Below are 15,610 nucleotides of genomic sequence, written 5' to 3'. Positions count from 1 at the left end.
GGTAGCCGCCCATACCCGGCGGCTTGTGATCCCAACCACTTCCTGGCGCCTACCCACTCAGGAGGGTGTCTCGTCACCCTCTTCGTCGTCGGTTTCGGCCAGGACGGGCGAGGCGTGGTGCGACCACAGCTTCCAGCCGTCGGGGGTGCGGCGGAACACGTTCGTGGCGACCACGAGCTGGCCCACGAGGGGTCCGAGTTCGCCGCCGCCCTCCGGGGGCGGTCCGCCGCTGAGGATGTTCTCGGTGCACGTCACCAGGGCGGTGTCGCCGGCCACGCCGACCTTGAGGTCGGTGAGGAAGAACTGGATGTACTCCGTGTTCGCCATGATCAGCGCGTACGACCTGAGGACCTCACCGCGCCCGCGCAGCACCGGCCAGCCGGGGTGCACGCAGGAGATGGCGTCCGCGGCCGTCTCCCGGCCGCCGTCGGGGCGCTCGTCGGGATCGCCGGAGTCACCGGGGCCGGGGCCACCGGGATCACCGGGCTCACCGGAATCAAGGTCACCGGGATCACCGGAGTCGTCGGTGTCGCCGGAATCCAGCCACAGGTCGGACACCTCGTCGAAGTCGCCGCGCTCCAGGGCTTCGTAGAAGGCGGTGTTGGCCTGCTCGACCTGCTCGACGTCGGTGTCTGCCGCGGTCACAGGTCGCCGCCTGCCGCGCCTGTCACGGCCTGGGCGACCCGGACGGCGTCGGCGGTCGCCCGCACCTCGTGCACGCGGACCGCCCAGGCGCCCTGGTGGGCGGCGATGGCGGAGACGGCGGCGGTGGCGGCGTCGCGCTCGCGGGCGGGCGGAGGGGCGCCCTCGGGGCCGGCGAGGACGCGGCCGAGGAACCGCTTGCGGGAGGCGGCGACCAGGATCGGGTGGCCGAGCCCGCGCAGCCGGTCGAGACGGGCGATGAGCGCCAGGTCGTGCTCGGCCTTCTTGGAGAAGCCGAGGCCCGGGTCGATCACGATGCGCTCCGGGGCGATGCCGCCCTCGATGGCGGCCGCCACGCGCGCGTGGAGCTCGTCGACGACCTCGTCGACCACGTCCCGGTAGACCGGCTCGGCGTGGATGTCGGTGAGGAAGCCGCGCCAGTGCATGACCACGAAGGGGGCGCCCGCGGCGGCGACCGCGGGGACCATGCGCGGGTCGGCGAGGCCGCCGCTGACGTCGTTGACCAGGACGGCGCCCGCGGCCAGGGACTGCTCGGCGACGGTGGCGCGCATGGTGTCCACGGAGACCGTGACGCCCTCGGCGGCCAGGCCCCGCACGACGGGGACGACGCGCTTGAGCTCCTCGTCCTCGTCCACGCGGGCGGCGCCGGGGCGGGTGGACTCACCGCCGACGTCGACGAGGTCGGCGCCCTGGGCAACCAGATCGATGCCGCGCTTGACCGCGGCCGTGGTGTCGAACCAGCGGCCGCCGTCGGAGAAGGAGTCCGGCGTCACGTTCACCACGCCCATGACCGCACAGCGGTCCCACTCCGGCAGCCCCTGGACCGATCCCCGCCCGCGCAACGTACTCATGTCTCCAGCCTAGGCCCGGACGGGCGCGGGTCACGCCGCCTGCATCTCCCGTTCCGTGCTCTGGTGCGGGCAGGGCCGGCGCTGCGAGGTGCCCCTGCGCAGGAACCGGGGGAGCGCGAGCACCAGGAAGCCCTCGGCCTGCATGGCGGCGAAGCCGATGCGGGGGAGGTCCTTGCTGGAGCGGTAGACGACGAAGCGGGGCTCCCAGCGGGGGCGGAACTTCGCGTTGAACTTGTACAGCGACTCGATCTGGAACCAGCGGGACAGGAAGACGAGCAGCCCCCGCCAGGCGCGCAGCACCGGGCCCGCGCCGATCTTCTCGCCGCGGGCCAGGGCCGCGCGGAACATCGCGAAGTTCAGGGACACGCGCGCGATGCCGAGCTTCGGTGCGGCCTGCAGGGCGGCCACGATGAGCAGCTCGTTCATGCCGGGGTCGGCCGCGCGGTCGCGGCGCATGAGGTCCAGGGAGACACCGTCCTGGCCCCAGGGGACGAAGTGCAGGACGGCCTTCAGGTCGCCGTAGGGGCCCGGCTCCGCGTCGGCCTTGTGGGCGGTGGCGATCAGACAGTCGCCGTCGTCCGGGTCGCCGATGCGGCCGAGGGCCATGGAGAAGCCGCGCTCGGTGTCGGTGCCGCGCCAGTCGTCGGCGGCGCGCTGGATCCTGCTGAGCTCCTGCTCGCCGAGGTCACGGATGCGCCGTACGCGCGTCTCGTAGCCATTGCGCTCGATCCGCTTGACCATCTGGCGTACGTTGCGCATCGCACGCCCGGACAGGGAGAAATCCGCGACGTCCACCACCGCCTCGTCGCCCAGCTCCAGGGCGTCCAGGCCGGTCTCGCGGGTCCAGACCTCGCCGCCGGTCTCGGAGCAGCCCATGACGGCGGGGGTCCAGGAGTGGGCCTTGGCCTCGTCCATGAAGCGCTCGATGGCGCCGGGCCAGGCCTCGACGTCGCCGATCGGGTCGCCGCTGGCGAGCATCACGCCGGAGACGACGCGGTAGGTGACGGCCGCCTTGCCGCTGGGCGAGAAGACGACGCCCTTGTCGCGGCGGAGCGCGAAGTGGCCGAGCGAGTCGCGGCCGCCGTGCCGGGCGAGCAGCGCGCGCAGCTTCGTCTCGTCGTCCTCGGTGAGGCGTGCGGCCGGGTGCTCGGGGCGGAAGGCCAGGTAGACGGTGGTGAGCGCGGTCAGCATGCCGAGGGCGCCGAGGGAGAAACCGACCGTCCAGGACGTGCGTCCGTAGTAGTCGACCGGGCCCTCGACGCCGAACAGGCCGTACAGGACGTGCGCCAGGCGGTCGGTGATGCTCGGATCGCCGATGACCTTGCCCGGGTGGACGCTGACGATCACCAGGCCCAGCAGGATCGAACCTGCTCCGAGGAGGACGAAGTTGGCCAGCGCCCGCCAGCGGCTGCGCGGATCGGGCAGCGCGGTGAACTCACTCCGATGGCGCAACAGGAGCGCGAGAAGCGCGAGCGAGATGACGACGCCGATGATCGAGTGCCGGTACGCGAACTGCGCCACGGCACCCGCGGGCAGCAGCACCACGGCGGCCCGCCAGGCACGCCGCTTGTGGCGGCGCAGGCCGTGCGCGAGCAGGAGCAGCAGGATGCCGGTGCTGAGCGCGAGGGCGGCGGCGAAGGGGCCGAGCGCGCCGGGCAGGACCTCGGCGATGGCGTGCATGCGGCTGTGCCGGAAGCGCGGGAAGACGCCCGCCGCGACGTTCAGCAGGCCGACCAGGGTGCACGCTCTGGCGACGATGGTCGGCACGGCCTCCGGGCGCGGGCCGCGCAGCATCCGGTGGAGTCGGCCGTCGCGGTGGCGCTCCTCACTGCCCGGAACCCCGCCCGACATTTCCCCATCTATCCTGACAGACATCGCATCCCGTAGTTCTGCGAGAGACCTTGATTCCGGTGCCAAAACGGCATCCGGCAACATTGCGCCCTCTAGGACGGTCCTTCTGGGAAACGGGTTCATTCCCGACCGGAAACCGATGGAAAAGCTCTGGCAAGGCCCCCGGCACGCGTCGGCGGTGCCCGGGTCCGGATCCGGTCACGCCGCGGCAGGTGCCCGGCACAGGTAGAAAGTGCAGGCAGGAACACCCCATGGGTCTCACGAGCAACAAGGTCCTCGCCCTTGCGGTCTTGCTGGCCGTACTGCTCTTCGTCGGCACGATCTGGCTCTGGCCGCGGCTCGCCCGCCGCAGCTGGGGCGCGATCACCGGCCGCGTCGGGCTGCTCATCGCCACCCAGGTCGCGATCTTCGCCTCGGTGGGCCTGGCGACCAACCAGGCCTTCGGCTTCTACGCCACATGGGCCGACCTCTTCGGCCAGGAGACGGCCCCCGGGGTCGTCGTCGACCACGACCCGGCCAAAGGGGTCGGCCCCGTCAAGGTCGTCGACACCCAGACCGTGAACGTGCCCGGCGGCGGCCGGCCCGTCACCGGGGGGCAGATCCAGAAGATCGAGGTGGGCGGCAAGCAGTCCGACATAGCGAGCCCCGCCTACGTGTACCTGCCGCCCGAGTACTTCCAGCCGCAGTACAAGAACCGCAAGTTCCCCGCGGCCGTCGTGCTCACCGGCTACCCGGGCACCGCCCAGGCGCTCATCAAGGGCCTGCACTACCCGCAGACCGCCCACAAGCTGTCCGCCGACGGCAAGATGCAGCCGATGATCCTGGTCATGATGCGGCCCACCGTCGCGCCGCCGCGCGACACGGAGTGCGTGGACATCCCCGGCGGGCCGCAGACCGAGACGTTCTTCGCCAAGGACCTGCCCGGGGCGCTGTCCGACCACTACAGGGTCGGCCGCAAGGCGCAGAACTGGGGCATCGTCGGCGACTCCACGGGCGGCTACTGCGCCCTGAAGCTCGCCATCCACCACCCCGGCACGTACGGCGCGGGGGCGGGCCTGTCCGCGTACTACAAGGCGCCCATCGACGTCACCACCGGTGACCTCTTCCACGGCGACAAGGACCTGCAGCGGCGCGCCGACCTGATGTGGTACCTCGAACACATGCCGGCGCCCAAGACGTCCCTCCTGGTGAGCAGCAGCAAGAAGGGCGAGGACAACTACCGCGACACCCTGAAGTTCATCGACAAGGTGAAGCCGCCCACGCGCGTGTCGTCGATCACGCTCGACAGCGGTGGGCACAACTTCAACACCTGGCGCAGGGAGATCCCGGCGACGCTGCAGTGGATGAGCGGCCGCCTGAGCGACGACTGACGACGCACCCCGGGGGGCCCGGGTGGGGGCCTCCCGGAGACGGTCAGTCGGTGCCGATGGCCGTCACCGTCTCCAGCTCGACCTCCGCGCGCGCGATGTCCCGCGCCTCCGCCGCCGTGGAGCGGCGCAGCGCCTCGTGCAGCCGGGCCGGGGTGAGCACCCCGAGGAAGCGGCCCTCGCTGTCCTTGTCGATGACCGCGATCCAGCCCGCGTCGTGCTGCAGCATCGTCGCGAAGGCCTGCTTCAGGCTCGCGCCGACCGGCAGCCACGCCTCCATGCGGCGGGCGTGCTCGCGGACCGTGCCGGCGCCCCCGCGCGCGTGCTCGGCGGAGATCCAGCCGTGCAGGTTGTTCTCGCCGTCCAGGACGACCGCCCAGCGGGCGTCGAGCTCCTTGGGCAGCGGGTCGTCGAGGTGCACGACCGGCGGCTGCTCCAGGTCGCCCTCCTCGATGGGGGTCACGGAGAGCCGCTTGAGGCCGCGGTCCGCGCCGACGAAGTCCGCCACGTAGTCGGTCGCGGGCGCGCCGAGGACCGTCGAGGGGGTGTCGAACTGCTCGATGCGGCCCTGGCCGTAGACGGCGATGCGGTCGCCCAGGCGCACCGCCTCCTCGATGTCGTGCGTGACGAAGAGCACGGTCTTGCGCACGGCCTGCTGGAGGCGCAGGAACTCGTTCTGCAGGTGCTCGCGGACCACCGGGTCGACCGCGCCGAACGGCTCGTCCATCAGGAGCACCGGCGGGTCGGCCGCCAGGGCGCGGGCCACGCCGACGCGTTGGCGCTGGCCGCCGGAGAGCTGCTCGGGGTAGCGCCCGCCGAAGACGGCGGGGTCGAGGCCGACCAGGTCGAGGAGCTCGGCGGCGCGCTCGCGGGCCTTGCCGCGCTTGACGCCGAGGAGATGCGGGACGGTCGCCGTGTTCTCCAGGACGGTTTTGTGCGGAAACAGCCCGACCTGCTGGATCACATAGCCGATACGGCGCCGGAGTTGGACGGGATCGATTCCGGATATGTCGTCGCCGTCGACGAATATCCGGCCTTCGCTCGGCTCGATGAGCCGGTTCACCATTTTCATCGTGGTCGTCTTGCCACAGCCCGACGGGCCGACGAGCGTGACCAGTTCACCCTCGGCGACCTCGAAGGACAGATCGTCGACGGCGGTGGTGCCGTCCGCGTAGCGCTTGGTGACGTGCTCGAACCGGATCATGGTTCCCCATTGTGGAGGGCAGTGGCGGGCTTTGCGTAAAGGCCATGTTGCGGCAGTACAACGAGTCTCTGCGATTGTCAGTGCCTCGCGTTAGGGTCGCCAGACACGGGGGGACGTGTGTACGGCATACGTCCGGGGATTCGGGGGAGGTGGGGCGCGTGGCCGAGCAGAACTGTCTGGTGACGAACGACTGGATCTGCGGGGAATATCTCCGCAGCCGAAGCCAGGAGTTGATCGACGCGACCCTTCAGCACGTCGGGATCACGGCCGTGTCCGTGGCCATCGGCGTCGCCGTCTCGCTGCCGCTCGCGCTGCTGGCGCGGCGCTGGCGCTTTCTGTCCGGGCCGATCCTCGGCGTGACGACCGTGCTCTACTCGGTCCCCTCGCTGGCGATGTTCTCGCTGCTCCTGCCCTTCTTCGGGCTCTCCGTCTCGCTGGTCGTCACGGGCCTGGTCCTGTACTCCCTGACGGTCCTCGTGCGGAACATCCTGGCGGGCCTGCGGGCCGTTCCCGACGAGGCGCGGGACGCCGCCAAGGGGATGGGGTACGGCCCGCTGCGGCTGCTGTGGGAGGTGGAGCTGCCGCTCGCGCTGCCCGCGCTGCTGGCCGGCGTGCGCATCACCACGGTCTCCACCGTCGCCCTGACGACCGTCGGCGCCATCGTGGACTACGGCGGCCTCGGCACGCTGATCCTCGACGGCCTCGACACGACCTTCAAGGCTCAGGTGCTCACGGCGTCGGTGCTCTGCGTGCTCCTCGCCGTCGTCGCCGACCTGCTGCTCCTCGGACTGCAGCGCTGGCTGACCCCGTGGACCAGAGCCGCTCGCACACAGACCGACCGGACGTCGCGCAAGGCGGCCGTGGCCAAGGTGGCGGAGCCCGCATGAACGCGATCACCGGTGCCTACGACTGGCTGACCACGGGAGCCAACTGGCAGGGCGAGAAGGGGGTGTGGCACCGCCTCTCCGAGCACCTGTACTTCAGCGGGGTCTGCCTCGCCGTCGCCTGTGTCATCGCGCTGCCCCTCGCGCTGTACCTCGGCCACATCGGCAGGGGCGGCGCCCTCGCGGTCAACATCTCGAACGTCGGCCGGGCGGTGCCCACGCTCGCCCTGCTGATCCTGCTGACGCTCACCCCGCTCGGGGAGCACGGTGACGCGCCGACGCTGATCGCGCTGGTGCTCTTCGCCGTGCCGCCGCTGCTGACCAACGCCTACCTCGGGATGCGCGAGGTGGACCGGTCGGTGGTGGAGGCCGCCCGGGGGATGGGGATGAGCGGCGGCCAGCTGTTCGCGCGGGTCGAGCTGCCGCTCGCGTATCCGCTGATCATGACCGGCGTCCGGTCCGCCGGTGTGCAGGTCGTCGCGACGGCCACGCTCGCCGCGATGGCCGGCGAGGGCGGCCTCGGCCGCATCATCACGGCCGGCTTCAACCTGCAGAACACCCCGCAGGTGGTCGCGGGCGCCGTCCTGGTGGCGCTGCTCGCGCTGCTCGTCGAGGGGGTCCTGGTGCTCGCCGGGCGGCTCTTCGACCCGATGCGGCGGCAGAGCGGCACGGTGCGGTGAGCGCGGGCCGGTGAGCACGGGCCGTCGGGCACGGTCCGGCGGACACGGTGTGGTGAGCGCGGGCCGTCGGGCACGGTCCGGGTGCAGTGAGTTCTGATTCCTTCCTTTCGAAATGGTGGTTCACCCAATGAACAGCACAACGCGTCGCGCGCGACGGATGGCAGGGGCGGCCGCGGCCGTCGTGGCGCTGACCGCGGGTCTCGCCGCGTGCGGCGGGGACAGCCTGGAGGACGACGGCAAGGGGTCGGACAAGGCGGGCGGCGACAAGAAGGGCTCGCTCGTGGTGGGTTCCGCGCGCTTCACCGAACAGAAGGTGCTCGCCGAGCTCTACGCGGGCGTCCTCGCGGACGCCGGTTACGACACGCAGGTCAAGACCGTCCAGAACCGCGAGATCTACAAGCCCGAGCTGAAGAAGGGCACGATCGACGTCGCTCCCGAATACGCGGCGACGCTCGCGGAATTCCTCAACCTGGAGAAGAACGGGCCGAAGGCGAAGACCGTCGCCTCCAGTGATCTGGACGCCACGGTGAGCGCGCTGGAGAAGCTCGCGCAGCCGCAGGGCCTCAAGGTGCTCCCGGCCGGCGAGGCCGTCGACCAGAACGCGTTCGCGGTCTCCAAGGAATACGCCGCCGAGCACAAGCTCAAGACCCTCTCGGATCTCGGCAAGTCGGGGGAGAAGGTCAAGATCGCGGCGGGTGACGAATGCGAGTCCCGGCCGTTCTGCGCGCCGGGCCTGAAGAAGAAGTACGGCATCGACGTCACCGGAATCGACCCCAAGGGCGTCGGCACCACCCAGTCCAAGCAGGCCGTGAAGAACGGCACGGACCAGTTGGTGCTGACCACGACGACCGACGCGACGCTGAAGAACTACGACCTCGTCATCCTTGAGGACGACAAGAAGCTGCAGAACGCGGACAACATCCTTCCGGTGGTGAACGAGAAGGAGGCGGGCAGCAAGGAGATAGCCGCCGCGCTCGCGAAGCTGACCAAGACGCTGACGACGGATGACCTCATCGAACTGAACCGGAAGGTCGACGAGGAGCGCCAGAAGGAAGCGGATGTCGCCAAGGAGTATCTGAAGGCGAAGGGCCTCATCTGAAGTTGATCAAGAAGGCGCCCGGGAAGTTCCGTGGTCGAAGCGGAAGTTGAGCGCTGAAGCAAAGCGGAGCAGGGGTGGGGAGTTGTGGCGAGAAGTGATCGGGAATCCCCCTTTTTGGCGGGCGGGGCACCAGACTTCGCCTACGCGCGGTAAGTTTCTGGCCATGCCACGTGGACGTCACCGCCATTCCCCACCCCTGCACAGGCTGCTTCCCCCCTCGACGGTCGCAGGCGTATCGGTTCTCAGCGCCGGCGGCGCCTGGATGTTCGCGGAACCGATCGTGCTCCGCGGGCTCGTCGCCGCCGCGGCCGCCGCCGCCGTCGTGGGCTCCGTCGTCATGCGCCGCTGGGACCAGTCGGCGGGCAAGCGCGTCGCCGAGCTGGGCCGGGCCCGCGCGAGCGACGAGTGGCGTTACGAGGAACGCATGGCCGAGGCCGAGGCCGACCTCGAAGAGTCCCGCGAGATGCGGACCAAGCTGGAGACGAAGCTGCGCGCCAAGCGCGCGGAGCTGGCCGCCCTGCGCAACGAACACGCGGCGCTCCTGCGGCGGTACGCCACGGCGGAGACGGAGCGGGCCAGCGCCCTGGAGGGGCGCCGGCTGCTCGCCATCGAGGCGGCCTCGCCGGCTCCCGCGCTGCCGTCGGCCGCCGGTGGTGGCGGTGCCGGTGGCGGTGCCGCGGATCTGGTGCCCGCGGTGCGGGGCGGGGCGCCCGGGCGGGGAGTGACGCCTTCGCCTTCGGCGGACCCGGCGGACTCTGCGAAGGCTTCGGGGGGCGCGGGGGCCGGACGTTCTGCGGGTGCTGTCGGCTCCGTGCCGTCGGCTCGTGCGGAGAGTCATGCGGCGGGGCGTGCGGAGGGCTCGGTGCGGGGCGGTGTGCGTCCGTACGACGCGCTGTTCCTGCGGGCCAACGCGGCGCTCGACCGGCTGGCCACGGGCGCGGTCCCACGGACACCCGCGCAAGCGGAGCCCGGGGACGGGCCGGGCGCGGAGGACGAGTCGCGGGGGAAGCCCGGGGCGGCCGATGGATACGGCGGGCACGAGCGCGCGGTCGCCGTCGCGCCGCCCGCGCAGACGCGACGGCCCGGGCCCCAGGGCGGGTTCGACTTCTTCGGCACGAAGGGTGCGGGGCCGGCGGCGCTGGAGTCCGTGCAGAACGAGGATCTCGCCGACGTGGTGGGCGAGGAGGCTCTCGCGGTCCACAAGGCGGAGAGCGAGGGGGAGTTCAAGGACGCCCCCGCCGGGGACGCGGCGCGTGGTGTCGGGCAGGTCATCGATCTGACGGCGCATGACGAGACGGAGCGGATCGATGTGGCGGGTCTGCGGAGCGCGCTGCTGGGTTGAGCGGGTTCTGCGCCGTTCCTCGCGCCTCTGGGGCAGCCGCACTGGCAGCACTCCGGGCGCACCGCCCGGCGCGTGGTTCTGGGGTGGTGTCGGGGCTAGGACATCCAGCGGTCCGGGCGGGCCTGGTTGCGGCCGGTGCGGGAGCGGTCCGATTGGGTGTGGAGGAGGGCGTAGGCCTCGTCCGTGGGGCGGAGGCGGGCCGTCACCGTCTTGTTGGCGCCCGTGTCCACCCGTACGTCCGCCACGCCCTTGAACCGTTCCCAGGGGCCCTGGGACAGCCGCACGCTCTGGACCTTGGCGTGCGGGACGAGGGACAGGCGGCGCCGGAAGAGGCCGTGCCGGGCCGCGAAGGCCTCCTCGGTGATCGCGAGGCCGTACCCCTTCCACCAGAACGGCACGCACCACGCCGCGCGCGCGGGCGGCCGTGCGAGCTCGGCGGCGTCCGGCACCCGTACGCCCGGCAGGACCCGGCCGATGACCGCCTCGGCCTGCTCGCGGGGCGCGACCGGCACCAGGACGCCGTTGGCCGAGCCCGCCACGTCCAGCTCGACCCGCACCCAGCCGAACCGCCGCCACAGCAGCGGCTGCACCACGTGCACGGTCTGCACCCGGCCGGGCGGCACCGTCTCGTGGGCCTTGTCGAGCAGCCCGTGGTCGATGCGGATGCCGTCGGGGGACTCGCCGACCGTCCAGTCGTACTCCGTGATGAAACGGCCGCCGCTGCTCGCGAACGCGCCGCCCAGCATGGGCAGGGCCGTCGCGAGGACCGTCCACAGGTTGTGCGTGGCGAACCACAGGAACGTGGGCACCACGACCGCCGCGAGCAGCATCGCCCAGGGCGCGCCCGTCAGCAGCAGGGAGAGGGCCAGCAGCCGCGGCCGCACGTGCAGCAGGTCGCGCACGGGGGCCTCGCCGACCTCGCGGGCCTCCTCGGGGGCGAAACCGGCCGCCCGCGCGAGCAGTTCGGCGCGCAGTTCGGCGGCCTCGCGCTCCCCGAGGTAGGCCAGCTCGTCCTTCTTCTCGGCGCCGACGACGTCCAGCTTGAGCTTGGCGACGCCCGCGATGCGGGCGAGCAGCGGGCGCGTCACGTCGACGGCCTGGAGCCGGTCGAGGCGGATGTGCGCGGTGCGCCGGAAGAACAGCCCGGTGCGGATGCGCAGCTCGGTGTCGGTGACGCCGAAGTGGGTGAACCACCAGCTCAGGAAGCCGTAGACGGCGCCGCCGATGATCACCGCGGCGCTGGCCAGGAGCAGCGTGGTGGCGGTCAGTTGGGAGAGGCGCTGCTGGGTGCCGTTCGGGTCGTGGACGGCCCAGCCCACCAGGATCGCGAAGGGTGCCCACGCGCGGCGCAGCGGTGTGACGGGGTGCAGCCGCCGCTCGGGCACGACGTCTCCCGCGGGCACGCCGCTCCGACCCGCGCCCGTACCGTCCGGGCCCGCACCGTCCGGTCCCACGCCGTCCGGGCCCGTACCGTCCGGATTCGTGCCGTCCGCTCCCGGGCGGTCCTCGTCCCGCGCCTCCCGTACCTCGCTCACAGCCCCGCCGATCGGGCCTCGCCGAGCTCCGTCAGGCGGTCGCGCAGCCGCTCGGCCTCCTCGGGGAGCAGGCCGGGGATACGCGCGTCGGTGGCCGCCGCGGCCGTGTGCAGCTGGACGCCCGCGAGGCCGAAGCGCCGCTCCACGGGACCCGACGTCACCTCGACGAGCTGCATCCGGCCGTACGGCACGACGGTCTCCTCGCGCCAGAGCACGCCCCGGCTGATGAGGAGGTCGTCGGCGCGCTCCGCGTACCGCCACGAGCGCCAGTTGCGCCCGAGGACCGGCCAGCCCCAGGCGACGCCGGCCAGCGGCAGCAGCGCGAAGGCCGCCCACGCCGGGCCCGCGACCAGGCCGAGCAGCACGCCGATGCCCGCCGCCAGCGGCACCAGCCAGACCACCAGCAGGAGCCGCCGCATCCGCAGCAGCCCGCGCGGCAGCCCGGTCCACACCGGCTCGTCCCGTGCCCCCGCCGGTCCTGCGGGCCCCACCGTCCCCGTTTCCATGCCTCAAGCCTACGTACGCCCCCTGACAGCCGCGTGCGAACCGAACGGGGCGGCCCCGCGCGGCGGCGGGTGCGAGAGACTGTGGCCATGAGTCCCACGACGGAGACCACCACGGAGACCACGCTCGGCATCGGCGGCGCGGCCGAGAGCACCGACATGGTGCTCAACATCGGCCCCCAGCACCCGTCCACGCACGGTGTGCTCCGCCTCCGCCTGGTCCTCGACGGCGAGCGCATCCAGCATGCGGAGCCGGTCATCGGCTACATGCACCGCGGCGCCGAGAAGCTCTTCGAGGCCCGGGACTACCGGCAGATCGTGATGCTCGCCAACCGCCACGACTGGCTGTCGGCGTTCTCGAACGAGCTCGGCGTCGTCCTGGGCGTGGAGCGGATGCTCGGCATGGAGGTCCCCGAACGGGCCGTGTGGATGCGCACGCTGCTCGCCGAGCTGAACCGCGTCCTCAACCACCTGATGTTCCTCGGGTCCTACCCGCTCGAACTGGGCGGCATCACCCCGGTGTTCCACGCGTTCCGTGAGCGCGAGGAGCTGCAGAACGTCATGGAGGAGATCTCCGGCGGCCGCATGCACTACATGTTCAACCGCGTCGGCGGCCTCAAGGAGGACCTGCCCGCCGGCTGGACGGGACGCGCGCGTGCGGCGGTCGCCTCGGTGCGTTCGCGCATGGACGTGTACGACCGTCTGGTGCTCGGCAACGAGATCTTCCGGGGCCGTACGCGCGGTGTCGGCGTCCTGTCGGCCGAGGCGGTGCACGCCTACGGAGTGAGCGGCCCCATCGCCCGCGCCTCCGGGGTCGACTTCGACCTGCGCCGCGACGAGCCCTATCTCGCCTACGCCGAACTGCAGGACACCCTGAAGGTCGTCACGCGGGAGGAGGGCGACTGCCTGGCCCGCTTCGAGTGCCTCCTGGAGCAGACGCACAACGCCCTCGCGCTCGCCGACGCCTGCCTGGACCGGCTCGCCGAGCTCCCGCAGGGCCCGATCAACCAGCGGCTCCCCAAGGTCCTCAAGGCCCCCGAGGGCCACACGTACGCGTGGACCGAGAACCCCCTCGGCATCAACGGCTACTACCTCGTCAGCAAGGGCGAGAAGACCCCGTACCGCCTGAAGCTGCGCTCGGCCTCGTACAACAACATCCAGGCGCTCGCCGAGCTGCTCCCGGGCCAGCTGGTCGCGGACATGGTGGCGATCCTCGGGTCGCTGTTCTTCGTGGTCGGCGACATCGACAAGTAGGGCTCGGCCGGCGGCCGGGTCTCACGCGGGCAGCAGGGACTCCAGGCGTACGCCGACGGGCTGCAGCAGCCAGCCGAAGTCGCCGAGGCCGCCCGGCGCGGTCAGCTCCGCCGCCTGGCCCGCGCGGGAGAGCGCGCGGACGTACGCCGCCGGGTCGCTGGAGGCGAGCGCGAGGGGCGGGCGGCCGCCGCTCACCCCGAGCGCCCCGAGCGCCGCCCGCTGGCCGAGCAGCCGGGCCCCCGCGAGCGCGCACGCGTCCAGCGCCACATGCGCGGTGATGTCGCTCTCGCCGTCGGGCACGGGAGCCGTCTCGCGGCCTTCCCGGAAGCCCGTGAGGGTCCCGAACGGCGGTCGGGCGTCCCGGGTGTGGGCGTAGTCGACGGCGACCGCGAGGCCGCGCGTCAGCGTCGCCACGGCCGCCGCCCAGGCCTCGTCGCGGGGCCTGCCGACCTCCGCGCGCAGCCCCGGCTCGGGGTCCAGCGGCCACCAGCGGGCCAGCCAGTGCGCGTCGGGTCCCTCGACGGGCCCGCCCGGCGACTCGGTGCCGTCGTCGCCCACGAGCACGCGGCGCGGCGTCCCGTCGGCGGCCACCTCGACGACGTCCACGGGGACGTTGTCCAGCCATTCGTTGGCGAAGAGCAGGCCGGTGACGTCCGGCGGCGGCGCGGACCGCCACGCGACGCGCGGGTCCAGGCCCTCGGGGCGCTCCGCGCGCTCCACCGCGTACGCGCGCACGCGTGCCGCCACGTCGGCGGGCAGCGCGGCCAGGACGCCCGTGGTGAGCTCGCCGCGCCCCGCGCCCATGTCCACGAACGCCACCTCGTCCGGGTGACCCAGCTCCGCGTCCAGGCGGCACAGGAGGCGGGCGACGGCGTTCGCGTACAGGGGCGAGGCGTGCACGGAGGTGCGGAAGTGCGCGGCGGGCCCCGCCGGGCGGCGGTAGAAGCCCCCGGGGCCGTACAGGGCGGCCTCCGTGGCCTCCCGCCAGCCGCGCACGCGGCCGGACCGGCCCTCTTCGTAGTCGTTCGTCACAGCCCGCAGGCTAAGGGGGCCTCCACCTTGGGGAGTACATGCGCTCCCTACGGATCGGACCTTCGGTTGACCCGAGGGCGCCGCCGGGCTGCCTACGCTGGGTTACGTGCAGCGCCTCTATGACTTCCTCCGCAGACACCCGACATGGGTCGACGGCTTCTGGGCCTTCGTCCTCCTCGGGATCTCCGGGATCGGTCTGGTGGCCATGCACGAGGGGGTGGGGAGCGACCCGAAGGTCGCGGCGGTCCCGGTCGCCGTGGGCCTCTCCCTGGTGGTGGCGCTGCGCCGCAGCATGCCCGAGAAGATGCTCGTCCTCGCGGCGGTGCTCGGCGTCCTCCAGCTCGTCCTCGACGTGGAGACGATGCCGGCGAACTTCGCGATGCTGGTGATCATCTACACCGCGGCGGCGGTCGGTGAGCGGTGGGCCTCGCGGTTCGCGCTGGTCGGCGGCCTGTGCGCGGCGCCGTTCGCCATGATGCGCTGGCCCTCGGAGAACACCAGCGCCTTCGGGAACGTCCTCTTCACGATCTTCCAGATCGTGCCCTTCGCGCTCGCCTGGGTCCTCGGCGACTCCATCCGCACCCGCCGCGCCTACCTCGCGCAGCTGGAGGAGCGCGCCGCCCGCCTGGAGCGCGAGCGCGAGGCGCAGTCGAAGGTCGCGGTGGCGGCCGAGCGGGCCCGTATCGCCCGCGAGCTGCACGACGTCGTCGCGCACAACGTCTCGGTGATGGTCGTCCAGGCCGACGGCGCCGCCTACGTCATGGACACCGCGCCCGACCAGGCCAAGAAGGCCCTGGAGACCATCTCGGGCACCGGCCGGCAGGCGCTGGCCGAGATGCGCAGGCTGCTCGGCGTACTGCGCACCGGTGAGCCCGAGGAGAGCGGGGAGTACGTCCCGCAGCCCGACGTCGAGCAGCTCGACGAGCTCATCGAGCAGGTGCGCACGGCCGGGCTGCCCGTCGACTTCAAGGTGGAGGGCACCCCGCGGCCCCTGCCCAGCGGCGTGGAGCTCACCGCGTACCGCATCGTGCAGGAGGCGCTCACCAACACCCGCAAGCACGGCGGGGAGAACGCCGGGGCGAGCGTGCGCCTGGTCTACTTCGACGACGGCCTGGGGCTGCTCGTCGAGGACGACGGCAAGGGCGCCCCGCACGAGCTGTACGAGGACGGCGGGGCCGACGGCAGCGGGCACGGGCTGATCGGCATGCGGGAGCGCGTCGGCATGGTCGGCGGCACGCTGGACGCGGGTCCGCGCCCCGGCGGCGGCTTCCGGATCAGCGCGCTGCTGCCGCTCAAGCCTGCACACTGACTCCTGTCACCGAACGCCCCACCGCCGCCGAACCTC

At 72.4% G+C, this 15,610-nt stretch carries 14 protein-coding genes; 7 read left to right on the top strand and 7 right to left on the bottom strand.

Features of this window, described 5'->3' with window-relative positions; all coding sequences use genetic code 11:
• Positions 1-57: 57 nt before the first annotated feature.
• From ACFYXE_RS15555 to ACFYXE_RS15545, 3 genes are read right to left on the bottom strand one after another with little or no spacing between them, the layout of a single operon-like run.
• Positions 58-645, bottom strand: a complete 588-nt coding sequence (locus ACFYXE_RS15555) for a nuclear transport factor 2 family protein (protein WP_389312683.1) — start codon at positions 643-645, stop codon at positions 58-60.
• On the bottom strand, positions 642-1,514 hold the full coding sequence (folP, locus tag ACFYXE_RS15550) for a dihydropteroate synthase (protein WP_389312681.1): 873 nt from the start codon (positions 1,512-1,514) through the stop codon (positions 642-644). Before folP ends, ACFYXE_RS15555 begins: the two co-directional genes overlap by 4 nt.
• Positions 1,515-1,544: 30 nt before the next feature.
• Positions 1,545-3,365 carry a phosphatidylglycerol lysyltransferase domain-containing protein gene (locus ACFYXE_RS15545; protein ID WP_389312679.1) on the bottom strand — a complete coding sequence of 607 codons (1,821 nt, stop codon included), beginning with the start codon at positions 3,363-3,365 and terminating at the stop codon, positions 1,545-1,547.
• 251 nt (positions 3,366-3,616) lie between these two features.
• Between ACFYXE_RS15545 and ACFYXE_RS15540 the strand changes: the two genes are divergently transcribed.
• Positions 3,617-4,735 carry an alpha/beta hydrolase gene (locus ACFYXE_RS15540; protein ID WP_389312677.1) on the top strand — a complete coding sequence of 373 codons (1,119 nt, stop codon included), beginning with the start codon at positions 3,617-3,619 and terminating at the stop codon, positions 4,733-4,735.
• Positions 4,736-4,778: 43 nt separating this feature from the next.
• On the opposite strand, the gene ACFYXE_RS15535 is transcribed toward ACFYXE_RS15540, so the two are convergent.
• Positions 4,779-5,936, bottom strand: coding sequence for a betaine/proline/choline family ABC transporter ATP-binding protein (locus ACFYXE_RS15535; protein ID WP_361171114.1), 1,158 nt, complete (start codon positions 5,934-5,936; stop codon positions 4,779-4,781).
• 158 nt (positions 5,937-6,094) lie between these two features.
• On the opposite strand from ACFYXE_RS15535, the gene ACFYXE_RS15530 reads away from it, so the two are divergent.
• From ACFYXE_RS15530 to ACFYXE_RS15515, 4 genes are all read left to right on the top strand, one after another.
• Positions 6,095-6,823, top strand: a complete 729-nt coding sequence (locus ACFYXE_RS15530) for an ABC transporter permease (protein ID WP_389312675.1) — start codon at positions 6,095-6,097, stop codon at positions 6,821-6,823.
• Positions 6,820-7,500: an ABC transporter permease gene (locus ACFYXE_RS15525; protein WP_389312673.1), complete on the top strand. Its 681-nt coding sequence runs from the start codon at positions 6,820-6,822 to the stop codon at positions 7,498-7,500. The genes ACFYXE_RS15530 and ACFYXE_RS15525 overlap by 4 nt, the downstream gene beginning before the upstream one ends.
• A 127-nt stretch (positions 7,501-7,627) precedes the next feature.
• The gene (locus tag ACFYXE_RS15520; RefSeq protein ID WP_389312671.1) at positions 7,628-8,599 is read left to right on the top strand and encodes an ABC transporter substrate-binding protein; all 972 of its coding nucleotides are present in this window, start codon (positions 7,628-7,630) and stop codon (positions 8,597-8,599) included.
• Between the two features lie 163 nt (positions 8,600-8,762).
• The gene (locus tag ACFYXE_RS15515; RefSeq protein ID WP_389312669.1) at positions 8,763-9,941 is read left to right on the top strand and encodes a hypothetical protein; all 1,179 of its coding nucleotides are present in this window, start codon (positions 8,763-8,765) and stop codon (positions 9,939-9,941) included.
• Positions 9,942-10,036: 95 nt separating this feature from the next.
• On the opposite strand, the gene ACFYXE_RS15510 is transcribed toward ACFYXE_RS15515, so the two are convergent.
• Both ACFYXE_RS15510 and ACFYXE_RS15505 read right to left on the bottom strand, forming a co-directional pair.
• Positions 10,037-11,476 (bottom strand): PH domain-containing protein, encoded by a 1,440-nt coding sequence (locus ACFYXE_RS15510; RefSeq protein WP_389312667.1) that lies wholly within the window; start codon positions 11,474-11,476, stop codon positions 10,037-10,039.
• The gene (locus tag ACFYXE_RS15505; protein ID WP_389312665.1) at positions 11,473-11,982 is read right to left on the bottom strand and encodes a PH domain-containing protein; all 510 of its coding nucleotides are present in this window, start codon (positions 11,980-11,982) and stop codon (positions 11,473-11,475) included. Before ACFYXE_RS15505 ends, ACFYXE_RS15510 begins: the two co-directional genes overlap by 4 nt.
• An 87-nt stretch (positions 11,983-12,069) precedes the next feature.
• Here ACFYXE_RS15505 and ACFYXE_RS15500 point away from each other — a divergent pair, with 87 nt between their 5' ends.
• The gene (locus tag ACFYXE_RS15500; RefSeq protein ID WP_361171096.1) at positions 12,070-13,233 is read left to right on the top strand and encodes an NADH-quinone oxidoreductase subunit D; all 1,164 of its coding nucleotides are present in this window, start codon (positions 12,070-12,072) and stop codon (positions 13,231-13,233) included.
• A 21-nt stretch (positions 13,234-13,254) separates the two neighbouring features.
• Here ACFYXE_RS15500 and ACFYXE_RS15495 read toward each other — a convergent pair whose 3' ends face one another.
• Positions 13,255-14,265: an SAM-dependent methyltransferase gene (locus ACFYXE_RS15495; RefSeq protein WP_389312663.1), complete on the bottom strand. Its 1,011-nt coding sequence runs from the start codon at positions 14,263-14,265 to the stop codon at positions 13,255-13,257.
• A gap of 106 nt (positions 14,266-14,371) precedes the next feature.
• On the opposite strand from ACFYXE_RS15495, the gene ACFYXE_RS15490 reads away from it, so the two are divergent.
• Positions 14,372-15,574, top strand: a complete 1,203-nt coding sequence (locus ACFYXE_RS15490; RefSeq protein ID WP_361171090.1) for a sensor histidine kinase — start codon at positions 14,372-14,374, stop codon at positions 15,572-15,574.
• Positions 15,575-15,610 lie beyond the last annotated feature (36 nt).

Origin of the sequence: Streptomyces sp. NPDC002564, assembly GCF_042889645.1 — a bacterium.
Taxonomy (GTDB): domain Bacteria; phylum Actinomycetota; class Actinomycetes; order Streptomycetales; family Streptomycetaceae; genus Streptomyces.
This window is presented reverse-complemented; position numbering and strand designations above follow the sequence as displayed.

What these genes read in the sequence shown, in the direction of transcription:
- ACFYXE_RS15535 (WP_361171114.1), bottom strand. Translation starts at nt 5,936, where the DNA reads ATGATCCGGTTCGAGCACGTCACCAAGCGCTACGCGGACGGCACCACC.
- ACFYXE_RS15515 (WP_389312669.1), top strand. Translation starts at nt 8,763, where the DNA reads ATGCCACGTGGACGTCACCGCCATTCCCCACCCCTGCACAGGCTGCTT.
- ACFYXE_RS15520 (WP_389312671.1), top strand. Translation starts at nt 7,628, where the DNA reads ATGAACAGCACAACGCGTCGCGCGCGACGGATGGCAGGGGCGGCCGCG.
- ACFYXE_RS15525 (WP_389312673.1), top strand. Translation starts at nt 6,820, where the DNA reads ATGAACGCGATCACCGGTGCCTACGACTGGCTGACCACGGGAGCCAAC.
- ACFYXE_RS15545 (WP_389312679.1), bottom strand. Translation starts at nt 3,365, where the DNA reads ATGTCGGGCGGGGTTCCGGGCAGTGAGGAGCGCCACCGCGACGGCCGA.
- folP (WP_389312681.1), bottom strand. Translation starts at nt 1,514, where the DNA reads ATGAGTACGTTGCGCGGGCGGGGATCGGTCCAGGGGCTGCCGGAGTGG.
- ACFYXE_RS15500 (WP_361171096.1), top strand. Translation starts at nt 12,070, where the DNA reads ATGAGTCCCACGACGGAGACCACCACGGAGACCACGCTCGGCATCGGC.
- ACFYXE_RS15540 (WP_389312677.1), top strand. Translation starts at nt 3,617, where the DNA reads ATGGGTCTCACGAGCAACAAGGTCCTCGCCCTTGCGGTCTTGCTGGCC.
- ACFYXE_RS15505 (WP_389312665.1), bottom strand. Translation starts at nt 11,982, where the DNA reads ATGGAAACGGGGACGGTGGGGCCCGCAGGACCGGCGGGGGCACGGGAC.